This window comes from Flavobacterium sp. WC2409, assembly GCF_041200085.1.
Lineage (GTDB): Bacteria > Bacteroidota > Bacteroidia > Flavobacteriales > Flavobacteriaceae > Flavobacterium.
In genome coordinates, this window is record NZ_CP165625.1 from 1,376,257 (window position 1) to 1,395,347 (window position 19,091).

A 19,091-nucleotide genomic window follows, 5' to 3' on the forward strand; every position below is an offset into this window, starting at 1 on the left:
TACTTTGCAAACTTTGCGAAAAACCTTTGCGAACTTTGCGGTTAAAACACAATACGATGAATAAAATATACGACCCAAAACCCAATACCTGGTCAGCAATTCTAGAACGACCTACTAAGACTATCGACGACATCGAACTTACTGTAAAAGAAATTTTTAAGGAAGTTCAGAAAAAAGGAGATACCGCTGTGGCCAAATATACTTCGATTTTTGACGGAGTAAATTTTGAAAATCTAGAAGTATCTATACAAGAAATCGAAACTGCTGTTGCTACCGTTCCTAACGAATTGAAAGATGCGATTCAATTGGCTAAAAGCAATATTGAAAAATTCCATACAGCTCAAAAAACGGCGAAAGTAGAAGTAGAAACAGTAGAAGGAGTACAATGTTGGCAAGAGAAAAGACCGATTCAAAAGATTGGTTTGTATATACCAGGAGGAACTGCTCCCTTATTTTCAACTGTTTTGATGCTTGCCGTTCCTGCTCGAATTGCAGGTTGTAATGAGATTGTTTTATGTTCTCCTCCTGATAAAAAAGGAGTTATAAATCCAGCCATTTTATACGCAGCACAATTATGTGGTGTTACTAAAATTTTAAAAGTAGGTGGTATTCAGGCAATTGCAGGAATGACTTTTGGTACCCAAACGATCCCTAAAGTGTATAAAATTTTTGGACCTGGAAACCAATTTGTTACTGTTGCCAAGCAATTAGCAACTCAATTTGGTGTAGCAATTGACATGCCTGCTGGACCTTCTGAATTACTTGTTGTTGCCGATGATACTGCTATTCCATCTTTTGTAGCTTCTGATTTATTGTCTCAAGCAGAGCACGGTACAGACAGTCAGGTTATTTTGGTGTCAACTTCAAAAAAACTGATTGACGCCGTTGAAGCCGAAATTCAAATTCAACTAGAGCAATTACCTAGAAAAGCGATTGCCGAAAAAGCGATTGCCAACTCAAAGTTGATTTATGTAGAAAATGATAAAACTGCTTTAGAATTAATCAATGAATATGGACCGGAACATTTCATAGTTTGTACTGCAAACGATGATTTTTTTATCGACGGAATCGAAAATGCAGGTTCTGTTTTTATAGGGAATTATACCCCTGAAAGCGCTGGAGACTATGCTTCGGGTACTAATCATACCTTACCAACAAATGGTTATGCTAAAAATTATAGCGGAGTAAACCTAGATAGTTTTACTAAATCAATGACTTTTCAAAAAATCTCTGAAAAGGGAATTCAAAATATTGGTAACGCCATTGAAATTATGGCAGAAGCCGAAGGGCTGCAAGCGCATAAGAATGCGGTGACACTAAGATTGAAGAGTTTAGAATAAGAGACAAGAAGCAAGAAACAAGATATTAGAGAAGGAGGCACAGTATAAAAGTCTTTTCTCTTAACTCTTGATTCTAATTTCTTTCCTCTAAAAACAAAAGAAAATGGAAAATTTCGATTTAAATAATTTAGTTCGTGAGAACGTCAAAACCATGAAGCCGTATTCATCGGCTCGTGATGAGTTTAAAGATTTTGATGTGGCTCAAATGATATTTTTGGATGCCAATGAAAATCCGTATCAAAATGGTGTAAACAGGTATCCCGATCCACAACAAAGCAGCGTGAAAGCAGTTTTAGCCAAACAAAGAAACCTAAAAATCGATCAAGTTTTATTAGGAAACGGAAGTGATGAAGTATTGGATTTGCTATTTAGAGCTTTTTGTGAGCCTAAAGAAGATAATGTAATTACTTTACCGCCTACATATGGAATGTATGGGGTTTTAGCCAATATTAATGCGGTAACCAATAAAGAAGTATTACTTTCTACTGATTTCCAACCAGAGATAGATTCCATTCTAGATACTGTAGATGCTAATACTAAAATAATCTTTTTATGTTCGCCAAACAACCCAACAGGAAACTCTTTTTCTGATGAAAGTATAGTGACATTACTTCAAAATTTTAATGGATTAGTAGTTATCGATGAAGCGTATATCGACTTTTCAAAAAAACAAAGTTGGTTAAATGAATTAGATGAATATCCAAATTTAATCATTACACAAACACTTTCAAAAGCTTATGGTTTGGCAGGAATTCGTTTAGGTATTTGTTATGCTTCAGCTGGAATAATTTCGGTTTTAAACAAAATAAAACCTCCGTATAATGTGAATGAATTAACGCAACAAAGAGCATTAGAAAGACTAGCTGATAACGAAAAAATTCAACTTGAGATAGACTCTATTATAATACAAAGAGATGATTTACTTAAAGTATTAAAAGAGGTGAAATTTGTTTCTAAAATATACCCAACCGAAGCTAATTTTGTGTTGATTAAAGTGGATGATGCGACTAAACGCTATAATGAATTAATCGCAAAAGGGATTGTTATTCGAAACAGAACTACCCAACCACTGTGTGAAAACACGTTGCGTTTAACCATTGGAACAGCAGAAGAAAATAAAAAATTAATGGAAGCACTATTAGCGATAAGCTAATTTTAAATAATCAAACTAAAAATAACAACATGTATAAAAAACTAATCATTGTACTTTTAATGTCATTAAGTTTTAATATTACGATGCAAGCTCAAGAAAGTAAGACCACTGAAACGGGTAAAATTTATTTTCTACGCTCTACTGGTTTTCAAGGGTCAGCAGTTGCTTTTAAAACTTTTATTGATGGAGAATTTGTTTGTAAACTAAATAATAAAAAATATTCTATACACGAAGTTCCTGTTGGTAAACATGAATGCTCTGTACAATTTGGAGGAAAAAAATCTAAAGAGAAAGCGGAGAAGTTTGAAGTCCAAGTTGAAGCAGGCAAAATTACCTATGTACAATTGGTATTTGAAACGGGATTATTTATTAATAACATTTATTGTGAAGAAGTAACCGAAAATACGGCAACGCAAAAAATGAAAATAATGGAAGAAGATACTAAGTGTCTTTAATTCCAAGGTTTTAAAAATAAAATAAATTGGATTGAAAGTGCGTGAGGGATAGTAGTGAAGCTCTTTTTTATCTTGTTTTTTCAAGATAAAAAAAGCGGGAACGAATAGCCCGACCCGCAGGGACACGCCAAAAACAATAAAACAAACACAACTAGCTAAAAGCTAACAGTTAAAAGCTTATATAAAAATGAAAAAAGTACTTTTTATCGATCGTGATGGAACGATTGTTTTAGAACCAGAAGGATACCAATTAGATAGTTTAGATAAATTAGAATTTTATCCAAAATCATTTCAATATTTGGCTAAAATTGCGAAAGAATTGGATTATGAGTTAGTGATGGTAACTAACCAAGATGGGTTAGGGACGGACAGTTTTCCGGAAGATACTTTTTGGCCTACACAAAATTTCATTTTGAGAGCTTTTGAAAACGAAGGTGTTTTATTTGACGATATTTTTGTAGATCGGTCTTTTCCAGAAGACAATGCACCAACACGCAAGCCAAGGACAGGAATGCTAACAAAGTATATTGATAATCCAGCCTATGATTTAGCAAATTCCTTCGTATTAGGAGATCGATTGACTGATGTAGAACTGGCTAAAAATCTAGGTGCAAAAGCGATTTTTATGAACACCAGCGAAGGGGCAGGAAGTGGTGAGATTGCTTCGAAACGTGAGGAGTTAGATGACGTTATTACATTACAATCCACTGATTGGAAAGTAATTTATGAGTTTTTGAAATTAGAAGCACGCTCCGCTACAATATCAAGAAAAACAAATGAAACGGATATTTACATTAATTTGAATCTGGATGGTACGGGGAAAAGCAAAATCGAAACTGGAATTGCCTTTTTTGATCATATGTTAGACCAAATTGCGCGTCACGGCCAAATGGACTTGGAAATTCTTGTAAAAGGAGATTTGGAAGTAGATGAGCACCATACCATAGAAGACACGGCAATTGCGCTAGGCGAAGTTTTTGCGAAAGCATTAGGAAACAAGCTGGGTATTGAGCGTTACGGTTTTTGTTTACCAATGGACGACTGCTTAGCACAAGTTGCTATTGACTTTGGAGGTAGAAACTGGTTGGTTTGGGAAACGGAATTTAAACGTGAAATGGTTGGGAAAATGCCAACAGAGATGTTCTTGCATTTCTTTAAATCTTTTTCAGATGGAGCTAAAGCAAATATCAACATCAAAGCCGAAGGACAAAACGAGCACCATAAAATTGAGGCTATTTTTAAGGCTTTCGCCAAAGCGATAAAAGTTGCCGTAAAACGCGACACCGAAAAAATGATTTTGCCATCGACAAAGGGGATGTTGTAAAAATTTGTTTAAAGTTTAAAGTTTCAGGTTCTATGTAGAACTTTAAACCTTAAACTTTAAACTTGAAACAAAAAAACAATGAAAATAGTAATCATAAATTACGGAGCAGGAAACATTCAAAGCATTATGTTTGCCATCGAAAGATTGGGATTTAAAGCGGTTTTGAGTAATAATCCTGAGGAAATCAAAGCTGCCGATAAAGTAATTTTTCCAGGTGTTGGTGAAGCAAGTTCAGCGATGAAAATGTTGTTAGCAAGTGGCTTAGAAACCTTAATTCCTACTTTGACTCAACCCGTATTGGGAATTTGTTTGGGAATGCAATTGATGTGTAATAAATCGGAGGAAGGAAATACAAAGGGATTAGGAATTTTTGATGTTGATGTATTAAAATTTTCTCCAAAAGTTAAAGTGCCACAAATGGGATGGAATACTATTTATAACCTGAAGTCCCCTTTATTTAAAGGAATTGCAGAAAATGAATATATGTATTTAGTACACAGTTTTTATGCCCCTGACTGCGTTGAATCCATTGCAACAACTAATTATGAAGTTGAATATGCCTCGGCATTACAAAAAAACAATTTTTACGGTACTCAATTTCATCCTGAAAAAAGCGGTGATGTAGGAGAGCAAATTCTAGAGAATTTTCTAAAATTAAATGATTGAAAGATGTAATGATTAAGCAATTCTGGATGGAGTAGTTCTACGTTCAAAATTGCTAATCTTTAAATTCTTCAATTTTAAATCTTTAAATTATAAAAAATGCGAATTATACCAGCTATAGATATCATCGAAGGAAAATGTGTTCGTTTATCAAAAGGCGATTACAATACTAAAATCATATACAATGAAAACCCGCTAGAGGTTGCAAAATCATTCGAAGCACATGGAATAGAATATTTACATTTGGTTGATTTAGATGGAGCCAAATCGAGTAAAATTGTCAACTATAAAATATTAGAACAAATTGCAACTCAAACTAGTTTGAAAATTGATTTTGGTGGTGGATTGAAATCGGATGCCGATTTAAAAATTGCTTTCGAAAGTGGTGCTAACCAGATTACAGGAGGAAGTATCGCTGTAAAAAATAGAGCTATTTTCGAAAAATGGATTGCAGAGTATGGTGCGGATAAAATCATTCTTGGAGCAGATGCCAATAACGAAAAAGTAGCAGTTTCTGGTTGGTTAGAAGATTCTAATGAAGATTTGGTTCCATTCATTCAGGACTATCAAAATAAAGGGATTCAGTACGTTATATGTACGGATATTGCAAAAGATGGGATGCTAGAAGGTCCGAGTTTTGATCTGTATGCAAAAATTTTAGCAGAAGCCAAAGGAATAAAATTGATTGCGTCTGGTGGAATTTCTACCTTTGATGAATTACCTAAATTAGCCGAATTGGGTTGCGAAGGAACTATTATTGGGAAAGCGATTTATGAAGGTCGAATTAGTTTGAAACAATTGGAGAACTACGTTATAAGTAGTAAGTCATAAGGATTAAGTTGTAAGTATGGGAGAAGATATAATCAAGGTAAAGAGTTTTTCATTTGCGATTAGAATGGTCAACCTCTACAAGACTTTAGTTTCTAGAAATGAATATGTCATGAGCAAACAAGTTTTGCGCTCTGGTACTTCAATAGGTGCAAACATTCGCGAAGCTAAAAATGCGGAAAGTAGAGCTGATTTCATTCATAAAATGGGAATTTCTCAAAAAGAGGCAGACGAAACTTTATACTGGTTAGAACTTTTACAAGCAACAAAATACCTTTCACAAGAAGAATTTGAGAGTTTACATAACGATGGCGTTGAAGTTTTAAAACTGATAAAAAGCATTATCATCTCTGCTAAAAATAATCAGAAGAAAACTTAATACTTCATCCTTATTAATTAATACTTACTATACATGTTAACAAAAAGAATAATACCTTGTCTCGATATTAAAAATGGAAGAACCGTAAAAGGCGTAAATTTCGTTGACTTACGCGATGCTGGTGATCCAGTGGAATTAGCCAAAATTTATTCAGATGAAGGTGCTGATGAATTGGTTTTTCTTGATATTTCTGCAACTGAAGAACGTAGAAAAACATTGGTTGATTTAGTTCGCAAAGTAGCTTCGACTATTAATATTCCGTTTACGGTTGGTGGGGGAATTTCATCTGTTGAAGATGTTGAAATATTATTGCAAAATGGTGCTGATAAAGTATCTATTAATTCATCTGCGGTAAAAAATCCGCAACTAATCAATGATTTAGCACAAAAATTTGGAAGTCAGTGTGTTGTTGTTGCCATTGATGCAAAACAAATTGACGGGCAATGGATTGTACATTTAGTTGGTGGAAAAGTGCCTACTGAATTGAATTTATTTGATTGGGCTACAGAAGTTGCCGAGAGAGGTGCAGGAGAAATACTGTTTACTTCAATGGATAATGATGGAACTAAAAATGGATTTGCTAATGTAGCTTTGTCTAAATTATCTACCTTGGTTAATATTCCTATTATTGCATCAGGAGGCGCAGGAAACATACAGCATTTTGTTGACAGTTTTATAGAAGGAAAAGCAGATGCAGCATTGGCAGCAAGCGTTTTTCATTTTAAAGAAATTGAAATCCGAACTTTGAAGCAAGAACTTCAAAAACACAACATCGAAGTAAGATTATAAAAGAAAGAGGAAAGACGTCAGATTTGATAATCTTTTAATTTTTCAATCATTAAATAAAATAACATGAACATAGATTTTTCAAAAAGTGCATACGGATTAATTCCAGCCATTATACAAGACAGTCAGACTAAAGCGGTTTTAATGTTGGGTTACATGAATGAGGAAGCGTATCAAAAAACAATTGAAACTCAAAAAGTAACTTTTTTCAGTCGTTCTAAGCAAAGACTTTGGACAAAAGGGGAAGAAAGTGGTAACTTTTTAAATTTGGTTGATATAAAAAATGACTGTGATGGTGATACTTTACTAGTTCAAGCAAAACCAGTTGGACCTACTTGTCATACTGGTGCAGATACCTGCTGGCAAACCGAAAACAAAGCGGATTATGGATTTATTTCGCATTTAGAAGAAACGATTAAAACACGTCGTGAAAATGCTGATTCAGAGAAAAGCTATGTAGCTTCATTGTTCAAATTAGGAATGAACAAAATTGCTCAAAAAGTAGGTGAGGAAGCAATAGAAGTTGTTATAGAGGCAAAAGATGATAATGATGATTTGTTCTTGAGTGAAAGTGCTGATTTACTTTTTCACTATTTAATACTACTGCAAGCCAAAGGATTTCAACTCAATGATGTTGTTGAAGTATTGAAAAGTCGTCAAAAATAGAGCAGTTTTTCTTATTAATTTAAATATAATAAAACCCAATAATGAAGCGATTCATTATTGGGTTTTCTTTTTTCTTTTTTTTGATTATGCAATCCACTATATTTACTTTTATTTAAAAGAAATACCACATTACATATTATGAATTTTGACAATACAATAGAAACTGAAGACTTAAATCATACTATTATAAAAACCGGTTTACATATCATATTAACTACTGACGAAGATGATTCGCGACCAGTATATATTTCAGGTAATTTTAATAATTGGCTTACCCAAGACAAAGAGTTTTTGATGGAGAAAATAGGTAATGGATTATATCATTATAAGTTTACTCATGATTATAATTATCCTGAAAAACTTCTATATAAATTCACAAAAGGAGATTGGAGTGAAGTAGAAATTGACCTAAGCGGAAATCGTACAGAAAATAGAGAGACTAATAAACATACTGGAATTCAGAACGAACATGTAATTAGATGGAGGAAAAACTGGCTTCCATTTAAACAAAATTATTTACCGCAAGTTGTTTTAATATCGGATGAATTTGAAATTCCTCAGTTAAATAAAACGAGAAAAATATGGGCATTATTGCCACATGATTACGATAATTCAAGTGAAAGTTACCCCGTAATGTATTTGCAGGATGCTCAAAATTTATTTAATGAAGAGGCAGAATATGGCAATTGGGAAATAGATAAAAAGTTGGCTGTAATGTCCGAATATAAAATTGGGAAAATCATTATTATTGCTATTGAACACGCTGAAGAAGATCGTATTAAAGAATACAATGTAGGTAAAACCGTTTTAGGAAAAGGACAAGGAAAAAAATATATAAAATTTCTAATAGAAACTTTAAAACCATTTGTTGATACCAATTTTAGAACAAAAAAAGACCGTCAAAACACAGGAATAGGAGGAAGCTCTATGGGCGGACTAATTAGTATTTTTAGTGGATTAAGATATCCAGATGTATTTGGTCGCTTAATGATTTTCTCTCCTTCCTTATGGGTTAAACCAGACTTAAAAATTAAAGTTGATGATGAAAATAATTCAGATACAAAAATATACTTGTATGCTGGTGGAGATGAAAGTGAAACAATGGTTTCTCATGTAAAAAATTTCAAAGAGCGCATCATCGCAAGTGAATTTGTTAAGGATAAAATGAAAATCAATTTAAGTATTAATAAACAAGGGAAACATAACGAAATTTATTGGAGTGATGAATTTCCTAAAGCTATTGAATGGCTTTTTTTTAACACAAAAGAAAATTAAATGAAAACAAAGAAAATTGCTAGTTTAGAAAATTTTGCAGGATCGGTGTTAATACCTGTCTTTGAAACCAATCCGAAAAATCTAATTCCAATCCAATTTGGTGATTTATCCATTTCATCTAAAGTTTTTTATGGTAAAAAAGATACGCATTATCTGGCAGAGAAAAACGATACTACTTTTATTTTTATTGGACTAGGAAAATCAATTGATTATAAATCTTTAAAGACCACTTTTCGTAGAATTGCAGTTAAAGAAAAAGAATCTTTTTCTAAACAAGTTGCTTTAAATATTCCAGAAGAATTCAGCGACGAACAAGTAGAAGCAGTAGTATCTGGATTACTTTTAGGTACATATAACTTAGGACACTATAAAAAACAAGTAGATCATCCGTTTTTGGATACTAATTTTGAATTGGAAATTGTATCGACCAAGGATTTTTCAGATGTGATAAATAAAGCAATAAAAATCGCTAAAGCACAATTAGAAACATTAGCTCTAGTAGATCTACCTCCAAATAAAGTAACTCCAAAATATTTAGCTAGTTGGGCGCAAGATAAAGGGACTAAATATGGATTTGATATTAAAGTGCTGGGTCTAGAAGCTTCAAAAATTGAAGGTTTAGGTGCTTTTTTGGCTGTTGGAAAAGGAAGTCAAAATGAACCACAGTTTGTCATTATGAGCTACACTCCAAAGAAAAATGCAGAAAAGTTAAAACACGTTGGATTAGTAGGAAAGGGAATCACTTTTGATACAGGGGGATTAAATATTAAAACGGCAGGAATGGTCCATATGAAATGTGATATGGCAGGTGGAGCTGCTGTATTTGGCGCCATGCAGTTGATAGCCGATTTGCAATTACCAGTTCAAGTTACTGCAATTGTACCATGTGCTGAAAATTCAGTAGATAAGACTTCTTTTTTACCTAGTGATGTGATTCAAAGTTATAGCGGGAATTCAATTGAAATTATTGATACAGATGCAGAAGGCCGACTTATATTAGCAGATGGTTTATCCTATTTAATCAAAAATTACCAACCTGAGTATATTGTAGATGTTGCGACTCTTACCGGCAGTAGTGTGGGTACTTTAGGGTATGAATGTGGTGCTTTATTTACCAATAACGAAGTTGTTTCTAAAAAAATACAAGAAGCAGGAGATGCTGTAGGAGAGCGTTTATGGCCATTGCCACTTTGGGATGTGTATAAACAAGATATTGAAAGTGACATCGCTGACGTTAAAAATTATAGTGGAAAACCAGTAGCAGGTGCGATCAGTGCTGCCAAATTTTTGGAATTTTTTACTCAAGAACACCCAGCGTGGGCGCATCTCGATGTTGCTGGAGTTGCATTTGGGGATGATGAATTTGCAAAAAGTAAACATGCTACTGCCTATGGTGTTCATTTATTAACTAAATTCATTGAAAATTTATAAAGCTTATGGAAAATGCTAAAACCTTCATTTGTATTTCGAACTATTTCAAAGGAGCCGATTTTTTGACTCATTTAAAAAGTCTTGGAAATAAAGTATACCTAATTACCAGTGAAAAATTAAGAGATAAACCTTGGCCACATGAAGCTATAGAAGAAACTTTTTATATGCAGGGCCAAGATACCGATTGGAATTTAGAGCATTTATTATTAGGTGTTGGTAATTTAATGAAATCCAATAAAATAGATGCCATAGTTGCTTTGGATGATTATGATGTTGAGAAAGCAACATATCTTAGGGAAAACTTGCGTATTGATGGGATGGGTCAAACCACTGGTCGTTATTTTAGAGATAAATTAGCCATGCGCATGAGAGCAAAAAGTTGTGGAATTCCAAATCCCGCATTTTGTTCCTTATTCAATGATCATGATATCAATACATTTGCGGATACTGTTCCAGCTCCGTGGGTCTTAAAGCCACGTTCAGAAGCTTCAGCTTCAGGGATAATTAAAGTATATGACAAAGAAACTTTATGGATACATATCAACGAAATGGGTAATAATCGTTTCAAATATTTATTAGAACAATTTAAACCTGGAGATGTATACCATTGTGACAGTTTAATTTTAGATAAAAAAGTAATATTTAGCATAACATCTAAATATTTAGCTACACCCATGGAAATTTCACAAGGTGGAGGTGTATTTAGAAGTTCAAATATCCCGTATGGTTCTGATGATGATGTAGCAATTAAAGAAGTAAATGAACAAGTCATGAAAGGTTTTGGTTTAAAACATGGTGCTGCACATACTGAATTTATAAAATGCAATGAAGATGGTGAAATCTACTTTTTAGAAACGTCATCTAGAGTAGGAGGTGCCCATTTAGCAGAAATGGTTGCTGCAGCTTCTAATATTAATTTATGGAAAGAGTGGGCGGCAATTGAGGACGCTTTGGTAAAAGGAAAAAAATATAAATTACCAAAAGTAAAAAAAGAATATGCTGGTATCGTTTTGACTTTATCAAAATATCAGCACCCTGATTTATCTTCTTTTTCAGACCCCGAAGTTTGTTTTAAAGTTCCTTTAGAGTATCATGCCGGTTTAATTGTACAATCTGATAAAAATGAAAGAATATTGGAGTTACTAAATGACTATGTTGATCGCTTATTAGCTGATTTTTCAGTAGTCCTAAAACAAGAAAAAATAGTCAAACTTCATTAATTCTCAGTTTTAAAAAACTACAAAAAAAATATTTATATCCTCACAATTTCATGAAAAAGTATTTCGCATCCATTTTTTTATTTTTACTGTTTTTACAAAATAGTACGGCTCAAGGTCTTTTATCAAAGTCTGAATTACAATTTACTAGACAGGATACTTTACGAGGAAGTATTACAAAAGAGAGAGCGTGGTGGGATGTGAAAAAGTATCATTTAGATATTAAAGTTAATCCTTCAGATAGCACAATTACAGGGTCTAACACTATTACATATAAAGTATTAGAAGAGTATAATAAGATGCAGGTAGATTTACAAAATCCAATGGAAATCTATAAAGTAATTCAAGATGGCAAAACGCTAAAATATACCCGAGAAGGAAATGCCTTTTTTATTGATTTAGTTTCACCACAAATTATTGGTGCCACAAAAGAACTTATTGTTTTTTACGGAGGAAAACCAAAAGTTGCAGTAAATCCACCTTGGGATGGAGGAATCACTTGGAAAAAAGATTCTAACAATAATTTATTTATAGCTTCGTCTTGTCAAGGATTGGGAGCCAGTGTTTGGTGGCCCAATAAAGATCATATGTATGACGAAGTGGAAAATATGCTGATTAGCGTAAATGTGCCAGGAAATTTGATGGATGTTTCCAATGGCCGTTTACTAAGCGTAAAAAAATTAAAAGATGGAACAAAAACGTACAATTGGTATGTTTCAAACCCTATTAATAATTATGGAGTCAACATAAACATTGGGGATTATGTTACTTTTTCTGAAAAATACAAAGGAGAAAAAGGAGATCTAGATTGCAGTTATTATGTATTGAGAGATAATTTGGCTAAAGCCAAAGAGCAATTCAAAGACGTTCCGCGCATGCTTAAAGCTTTTGAACATTGGTTTGGCCCTTATCCTTTTTATGAAGATAGTTATAAACTTGTTGAAGCGCCTTATTTAGGAATGGAACATCAAAGTTCCGTTACATATGGTAATGGTTTTAAAAATGGATATCGAGGTCGAGATTTAAGTGGAACTGGCTGGGGTCTAAAATTTGATTTTATAATTATTCATGAATCGGGACACGAATGGTTTGCTAATAATATAACATATCGAGATATTGCTGATATGTGGATCCATGAAAGCTTTACCAATTATGCAGAAAGTCTTTTTGTAGAATATTATTATGGAAAAGAAGCGGGAGCCGAGTATGTTAGAGGTACAAGAAAAGGAATTAAGAATGATAAGCCAATCATTGGAAATTACGATGTAAACAATGAAGGTTCTGGCGATATGTATCCTAAGGGAGGAAATATGTTACATACAATTCGCCAAATTGTAAATAATGATGAAAAATGGCGTTCTATCCTTAGAGGATTAAACAGTACTTTTTACCATCAAACAGTAACTACAAAACAAATTGAAGATTATTTGACAACAGCAGTTGGAATTGACTTATCAACCGTTTTTAATCAATACTTAAGAGATACTCATATTCCAACTTTAGAATATTATTTCAAAGAAAACAAATTGGGTTTTCGTTGGACAAATTGTGTAAAAGGATTTAATATGCCAGTAAAAGTTTTAATTGATGGAAAAGAAAAATGGTTAAAACCTAATACTGAATGGAGTACTGAAACTGCTGAATTCAAAATAAAAAAATTACAAATAGACAAGGATTTTTATGTAGCAGGATTTGATATTTCAGAATAAATTTTGCTAATTTTACCTCAGTTTTTTAAAATAATCAACTGTAAAATACTTTTCAAATCATGAAAAATTCAGCCATAAAATTGTTTTCTTTATTATTTGTTAGTCATTTTGCAATGGGTCAAACTAATGTTAAGAATCAAGATCTAGCAATTGCGAACACCAGTACTTTGGGTGATACAATAGCAATCGCTAAGTCAAGTGAAATGCTTAATGAGGATTTATATTGGACAATAGTTGAAAACTCAATAAAACAAACTACAAACCAAGAGGACCAAGAGCTTTTTTTAATTTCAGAAATTGAAAAGTTAAGCCCAAAAGAAATGATTGGTTTTCGTTTAAGAACTGACAAACTTCTTTTTGACACTTATAATGAAAATTTATGGTGTGCAGCATATATTATCAACGGTGGTTGTTCTGATGGTGGTTTTGAATATTTTAGATGTTGGTTAATTGCTAAGGGAAAAGATGCATTCTATAAAGTAAAAGATAATCCTGATGCTCTAATTAATTTAGTAACAAAAGGGCAGGAGAACTATGAGTTTGAAGGTTTTTGGTATGTGGCGATGAATGCTTTTAAAAACAAAACCGATAAAGAATTATTCTCTTATATAGATTACGATAGATTTGTTACAAATGATGAAAATTACCCTGTTTTGAAATTTTCATGGAATGTCGACGAACCTAATACTATGGGAGTAATTTGCCCTATTTTATTTAAAAATCTTTGGAAATAAAATAACAAACAATTATTTTTTCTTAAATTGAATAGGGTTTTTACCAACTACCTTTTTAAAAATTCGATTAAAATAAGATAAACTTTCAAATCCACATTCATAACAGGTCTCTGTCACATTTTTATCGCTTTTTAACAGCCTTTTAGCTTGCTCGATTCGATACTGATTAAGGAATTCTATAAAAGTTAATTGCGTCATTTTTTTAAAATAGCGACAAAAAGCAGCTTTAGATAAATTCGTTTTTTCGGCTATTTCTTCTAATGAAATGGGTCTTTGAAAGTTTTCTTCAATAAATTCGTAAACAATTTTCAATCGCAATTGCTCTTTGTTATTATACATGTTTTCAAAGGGAACATCATGTAAAAGTGTCATTTCAGTAGAATTTGCAAGTAATTGAAATAGACTCAATACTTCTATAAATTGCTCGAAATGAGATAATAAATGTAATTTTTGGAGTCTTTTACCAACTGTATCTTTGATTTTTCCATTAAAACAAATCACTCTTTTAGAATTCTCAAAGAATTGATAAATTGATGCTAACTCAGGAGTAACTGCCAAATCATTTTTGAAAAAATCTTCGTTTACTTGTAAAACTACTTTTTCATATTCTGTTTTTATTCCATAATCGAAATTCAAATGTGGAATATTAGATCCTATAAAGACCAAGTCACTTCCTTCAAAATTACCCACATGATTTCCTACACGTCTTGTTCCACTTGGGGCAACGATAAAAGTTAGTTCAAATTCAGGGTGAAAATGCCAATAATAGAAATCGTTCAATTTTGGATTTACTAATATTCGGAATGAGCTTCCTGCTAATCTTTTTATGTCTTCAAAAACTATTTTCATTTTTATTTAAAACTATTAATTGTTCAAAAATATACATAATAACGATTAAAAGTAGTAAACAAATCAATATTGTACAAATAGAAGAGAATTTTGTAGAAATTAATGGCATTCATTTTTTATAATTTTGAATTATTAATAATAACTAAATATTCAAATAATGGAAAATAAGGAAAAAACAATGACACCAAATATGGTGCCTACGATGGCAAATAATAATGCTCATAAAGACATTCCTGGAAATCCTTCAACGGCAAAATCGAGTACTTTAAAATTGAATGATCGTTCTGATGGGAAGCCCTTACGTTTATTAACAGAAGAAGATTGGAAATTTTGGAAAAAGAACGGATATATTGTGATAAAAAATGCTGTTCCAAAGGAGAATGCTAAAAAGATGGCTGACTTTTTATGGGAATTTGAAGAAAAAAATCAAAATGACCCCGAAACTTGGTACGCTCCACCAAGAGCCGAAATGCAAATGAAAGAACTTACTAATAGTGGTATGGTCGAAGTGTACAATCACCAATACCAGTGGGATAATAGACAAATGCAGAAAGTATATGACGCATTTGTTGATATCTGGGGAACTGAGAAATTATGGGTGACTATTGATAGAGCTAATCTCAATTTGCCAATCAGACCTGGTTTTGATTTTAAAGGATTTATTCATTGGGATTATGATCCTGACACCAAGCCACAAAACGTTCAAGGAGTTCTTGCCTTAGCTGATCAAACGGATGAAAATATGGGAGGTTTTCAATGTATTCCTGATTTATATCGCAATTATGATACCTGGAAATTAACACAACCCGAAGATCGTAACCGTTTTAAACCAGATGTAACAGGATTAGAAGATAAATTTGTAAAAGTAAAAATGGAAGCTGGGGATTTATTAATTTTCAATAGTACACAGCCACATGGGATACGGCCTAATATAACAAAGGATAAAGTGAGAATGGCACAATATATTTCTATGATGCCAGCAGAAGAAGATAATGAAGAGCTTAAACAATGGCGTATTAATTCTTGGAAAAATAGGGTGGCACCTGAAGGATATGCTTTTCCGGGAGATCCACGCAAATGGGAACAAACTAAATATGAAACTGCAGAATTGACCGATTTAGGTAAAAAATTATTAGGACTTGATAAATGGGAATAAAAAAAGGGATACGAAAAGTATCCCTTTTTTGTGGCTTTATATTAAGTTGTTCTTTATATAATTATAACTAGCAGCTGCAGATTCTATTGGATTAGGAATGTAGTTACTTTCATGTTCCAAAAAGAAACGTTTCATTCCAGAAAGTTCCGATTGAGCAAAAATAGATTTAAAGTCAATAGTTCCAGTTCCTATCACAGCATTAAATTCATGATTGGCTTTATCCATATCTTTTACATGCCACATTTTAAAACGGCCTGGATGTTCTTTAAATAATTGCAATGGATCATGGCCTGCACGTACTACCCAATATAAATCCATTTCAAAATCAACTAATTTTTTATCAGTTTCATTTAGTAAAATTTCATAACCATTAGTTGCTCCGAATTTAGTAAATTCAAAATCATGATTGTGATATGCTAATTTTAAACCAGCGGCCTTGCAAATTTCGGCTGCTTTATTAACTTTTAAGGCTAATTTTTTATAATCATCCCCAGTTTTACCTCTTAAGTTCTCCACAACATAAGGAACAGTAATGTATTCACTACCTAATATATTAGCTGCTTCAGTGTAGGACTTAATTACATCTGTATTACCATTTTCTATATAACCATTAAAATCAAAATGATTACTCGTTGCTTTTAAATCATTGTCACAAAGCATTTTTTTGAAATCCTTAACTGATGTCCCAAAAAAACCTTTTGTGGGAGAAAAACCAAAAGTTTCCACTTCGTTAAATCCTATTTTTCCAACTTGAGCCAATACTCCTTTAACATCTTTTGGAAAAGTATCTCTCAATGTCCATAATTGAATTCCAATCGCTTTCTTTTTTGCAGCAAATGCAAAGGAAGGGGCAATGGCTAATGCACTTAGCGCCAAGCCACTATTTATTAAAAAATCTCTTCTTTTTATCATGAGTTTGTTTTTAGTTTATTAGATATCACAAATTAGAATCGCTTTTCTCAAAGATTCTAATTTGTTAGCATTTTTAGGTATAAATTCTTGACCAATGAATCCCTTATAACCAGTTGCTGCGATTGCTTTCATAATTGCAACATAATTTAGCTCCTGAGTCTCGTCAATTTCATGTCGGCCGGGAACACCAGCAGTGTGAAAATGAGCAATATATTGATGATTATCAGTAATATTTCTAATTACATCACCTTCATCAATTTGCATATGGTAGATGTCATAAAGTAATTTGAAGTTTTCTGTATTTAATCGTTTAGCCAATTCTACTCCCCATGATGTTCTGTCACATTGGTAATCATGATGGTCAATTTTACTATTTAAAAGCTCCATCACTAAGGTAACATTGTGTTTTTCGGCCAGCGGAATTAACTTTTGTAAACCAGTAACACAATTTTGCCAACCTTCTTCATCCGTTTTACCTCTTCGGCTTCCACTGAAACAAATTAGATTTTTATATCCTGCATCAGCAACTAACGGAATCATTTCAGTATAATTCTTAATAAGCGCTTCATGAAATTGCAAATCGTTAAAACCATCTACTAAATTGAGTTCAGCACCATTACACATTGTTGAAACTAGATTATGTTTTTTCAATATTGGCCAATCTTTAGGGCCCACTAAATCAATTCCAGTGATTCCCATTTTTTTTACTTCAGTACAAAGCGTTTCAATATCAAAATCATTAAAGCACCAACGGGCAACAGAATGATTTAATTTTCCTTTTAATATACCAGATGTCATATTACTTACTTCCTCTTTAGTATTGGCCATAGCAGAAAAGCCAGATGGAAATCCTAATACTGCAGTTCCAGCAAGGATTCCTTTTATTACAGATCTTCTATTTATTTGATTACTCATAAAAATTATATTTAGGCTGCTTCAACTTTATTTTTACTTTTTTCATTGAATAAAGCAGCAAAAAATAAAAATACACCAAAAGCAATTGCAGCAGGAATAATCCAAACCATTTGCCAGTTAATTGCACCATCAATCATTTTGTAATTATCTGTAATCCATCCTGCAACTGCAAAACCAATTAACATACCAACTCCATAAGTAGCAAGAGTTATTAAGCCTTGTGCAGCACTTTTATATTTTTCTCCCGCTTTTGAGTTGGTATAAATTTGTCCAGCCACAAAGAAGAAATCATAACAAATACCATGCAATGCAATCCCAATAATAAGCATAAAACTCAAGTTATCCCCATTACCATAAGCAAACAAAGCATAACGAATTGCCCAAGCAAGCATTCCTAATAAAATTGTTTTCTTGAATCCGAATCTTGTAAAAAACACTGGAAGCAAAAGCAATAATAAAGTCTCAGACACTTGACCTATAGCCATTTTCCCTGTTGGATTATCAATTCCTGCTGCAGTCAAAAAAGGATGCGCATTTTGATAATAAAACGCCAATGGAATACAGATAAGAATTGAAGAAATAAAGAATACAGCAAAGTTTTTATCTTTTAATAATTTTAAGGCGTCAAACCCTAATAAATCACCAATTTTAATTTTCTCAGTAGAAGCAACCTTTGGAGGTGTTTTTGGTAACACAAAACTAAAAATACCTAATACTAATGATACTATTCCTGCAAGTAAAAATGTATTTTTTAGCATTCCACTAGAAACCCCTTCTACAGAATCCCAATGAAACAAATAACTAATTGATAAACCTGCTAAGATCCATCCAATTGTTCCCCAAACTCTAATGTTTGAAAATTCTTTTTCAGGATCAGTCATTTGATTAAACGATACTGAATTTACTAGGGCCAATGTTGGCATAAATAGTATCATATATCCTAAAACAAAATAATAAAATACACTAACATCATCCGACATATACATTTGATACATTAAAAATGCACCCACAAGGTGAAGAATTCCTAATATTTTCTCAGCATTAAAATAGCGGTCAGCTATCAATCCGATAATAAACGGTGCTATGATTGCACCCCACGACTGTGTTGAAAAAACTGCAGCTGAATCAGCTCCAGAGGCTTTTAAATTACTTGCTAAAAAGGTTCCTAATGTTACGAACCACGCACCCCAGATAAAAAATTCTAGGAACATCATTATTGATAGTTTTATTCGTATTGTAGTATTCATTGATTATTGGTTAGTTTATATATTTTGTTTTTAGTTTCTTACTCTTTAAATC

General features: G+C 32.7%; 19 protein-coding genes. 15 read left to right on the top strand and 4 right to left on the bottom strand.

Features of this window, described 5'->3' with window-relative positions; genetic code table 11:
* The first annotated feature begins 56 nt into the window (after positions 1-56).
* From hisD to AB3G34_RS06030, 14 genes are all read left to right on the top strand, one after another.
* Entirely contained in the window at positions 57-1,340 is a 1,284-nt protein-coding gene (gene hisD / locus AB3G34_RS05965) for a histidinol dehydrogenase (protein ID WP_367769802.1), read from the top strand.
* Positions 1,341-1,443: 103 nt separating this feature from the next.
* On the top strand, positions 1,444-2,493 hold the full coding sequence (gene hisC / locus AB3G34_RS05970) for a histidinol-phosphate transaminase (RefSeq protein WP_369753778.1): 1,050 nt from the start codon (positions 1,444-1,446) through the stop codon (positions 2,491-2,493).
* A gap of 29 nt (positions 2,494-2,522) precedes the next feature.
* Complete coding sequence (locus AB3G34_RS05975) at positions 2,523-2,948, top strand: DUF2846 domain-containing protein (RefSeq protein ID WP_369753779.1); 426 nt, start codon at positions 2,523-2,525, stop codon at positions 2,946-2,948.
* A gap of 187 nt (positions 2,949-3,135) precedes the next feature.
* A complete protein-coding gene (gene hisB / locus AB3G34_RS05980) occupies positions 3,136-4,272 on the top strand; it encodes a bifunctional histidinol-phosphatase/imidazoleglycerol-phosphate dehydratase HisB (protein ID WP_369753780.1) in 1,137 nt (378 codons plus the stop codon).
* A gap of 78 nt (positions 4,273-4,350) precedes the next feature.
* The gene (hisH, locus tag AB3G34_RS05985; protein ID WP_369753782.1) at positions 4,351-4,938 is read left to right on the top strand and encodes an imidazole glycerol phosphate synthase subunit HisH; all 588 of its coding nucleotides are present in this window, start codon (positions 4,351-4,353) and stop codon (positions 4,936-4,938) included.
* Positions 4,939-5,034: 96 nt separating this feature from the next.
* A complete protein-coding gene (gene hisA, locus AB3G34_RS05990; protein WP_367769816.1) occupies positions 5,035-5,766 on the top strand; it encodes a 1-(5-phosphoribosyl)-5-[(5-phosphoribosylamino)methylideneamino]imidazole-4-carboxamide isomerase in 732 nt (243 codons plus the stop codon).
* A gap of 16 nt (positions 5,767-5,782) precedes the next feature.
* Complete coding sequence (locus tag AB3G34_RS05995) at positions 5,783-6,142, top strand: four helix bundle protein (protein ID WP_369753783.1); 360 nt, start codon at positions 5,783-5,785, stop codon at positions 6,140-6,142.
* A 33-nt stretch (positions 6,143-6,175) separates the two neighbouring features.
* On the top strand, positions 6,176-6,931 hold the full coding sequence (hisF, locus tag AB3G34_RS06000; protein WP_369753784.1) for an imidazole glycerol phosphate synthase subunit HisF: 756 nt from the start codon (positions 6,176-6,178) through the stop codon (positions 6,929-6,931).
* A gap of 63 nt (positions 6,932-6,994) precedes the next feature.
* Positions 6,995-7,594 carry a bifunctional phosphoribosyl-AMP cyclohydrolase/phosphoribosyl-ATP diphosphatase HisIE gene (gene hisIE / locus AB3G34_RS06005; RefSeq protein ID WP_369753785.1) on the top strand — a complete coding sequence of 200 codons (600 nt, stop codon included), beginning with the start codon at positions 6,995-6,997 and terminating at the stop codon, positions 7,592-7,594.
* Positions 7,595-7,732: 138 nt separating this feature from the next.
* Positions 7,733-8,869: an alpha/beta hydrolase gene (locus AB3G34_RS06010; RefSeq protein ID WP_367753028.1), complete on the top strand. Its 1,137-nt coding sequence runs from the start codon at positions 7,733-7,735 to the stop codon at positions 8,867-8,869.
* On the top strand, positions 8,870-10,300 hold the full coding sequence (locus tag AB3G34_RS06015) for a M17 family metallopeptidase (protein WP_369753787.1): 1,431 nt from the start codon (positions 8,870-8,872) through the stop codon (positions 10,298-10,300). It begins immediately after the preceding gene.
* 5 nt (positions 10,301-10,305) lie between these two features.
* On the top strand, positions 10,306-11,520 hold the full coding sequence (locus AB3G34_RS06020; protein ID WP_369753788.1) for an acetyl-CoA carboxylase biotin carboxylase subunit family protein: 1,215 nt from the start codon (positions 10,306-10,308) through the stop codon (positions 11,518-11,520).
* Between the two features lie 50 nt (positions 11,521-11,570).
* Positions 11,571-13,226 (top strand): M1 family metallopeptidase, encoded by a 1,656-nt coding sequence (locus AB3G34_RS06025; RefSeq protein WP_369753789.1) that lies wholly within the window; start codon positions 11,571-11,573, stop codon positions 13,224-13,226.
* A 59-nt stretch (positions 13,227-13,285) separates the two neighbouring features.
* Positions 13,286-13,960, top strand: coding sequence for a DUF4240 domain-containing protein (locus AB3G34_RS06030; protein ID WP_367769836.1), 675 nt, complete (start codon positions 13,286-13,288; stop codon positions 13,958-13,960).
* Positions 13,961-13,972: 12 nt separating this feature from the next.
* On the opposite strand, the gene AB3G34_RS06035 is transcribed toward AB3G34_RS06030, so the two are convergent.
* Positions 13,973-14,809: an AraC family transcriptional regulator gene (locus AB3G34_RS06035; protein ID WP_369753791.1), complete on the bottom strand. Its 837-nt coding sequence runs from the start codon at positions 14,807-14,809 to the stop codon at positions 13,973-13,975.
* Positions 14,810-14,966: 157 nt separating this feature from the next.
* Here AB3G34_RS06035 and AB3G34_RS06040 point away from each other — a divergent pair, with 157 nt between their 5' ends.
* Entirely contained in the window at positions 14,967-15,965 is a 999-nt protein-coding gene (locus AB3G34_RS06040; protein WP_369753792.1) for a phytanoyl-CoA dioxygenase family protein, read from the top strand.
* A gap of 36 nt (positions 15,966-16,001) precedes the next feature.
* On the opposite strand, the gene AB3G34_RS06045 is transcribed toward AB3G34_RS06040, so the two are convergent.
* From AB3G34_RS06045 to AB3G34_RS06055, 3 genes are read right to left on the bottom strand one after another with little or no spacing between them, the layout of a single operon-like run.
* Positions 16,002-16,877: a sugar phosphate isomerase/epimerase family protein gene (locus tag AB3G34_RS06045; RefSeq protein ID WP_369753793.1), complete on the bottom strand. Its 876-nt coding sequence runs from the start codon at positions 16,875-16,877 to the stop codon at positions 16,002-16,004.
* 18 nt (positions 16,878-16,895) lie between these two features.
* Entirely contained in the window at positions 16,896-17,792 is an 897-nt protein-coding gene (locus tag AB3G34_RS06050) for a hydroxypyruvate isomerase family protein (RefSeq protein ID WP_367769848.1), read from the bottom strand.
* Between the two features lie 11 nt (positions 17,793-17,803).
* Entirely contained in the window at positions 17,804-19,039 is a 1,236-nt protein-coding gene (locus AB3G34_RS06055; RefSeq protein WP_367769850.1) for an MFS transporter, read from the bottom strand.
* Positions 19,040-19,091: the final 52 nt, after the last annotated feature.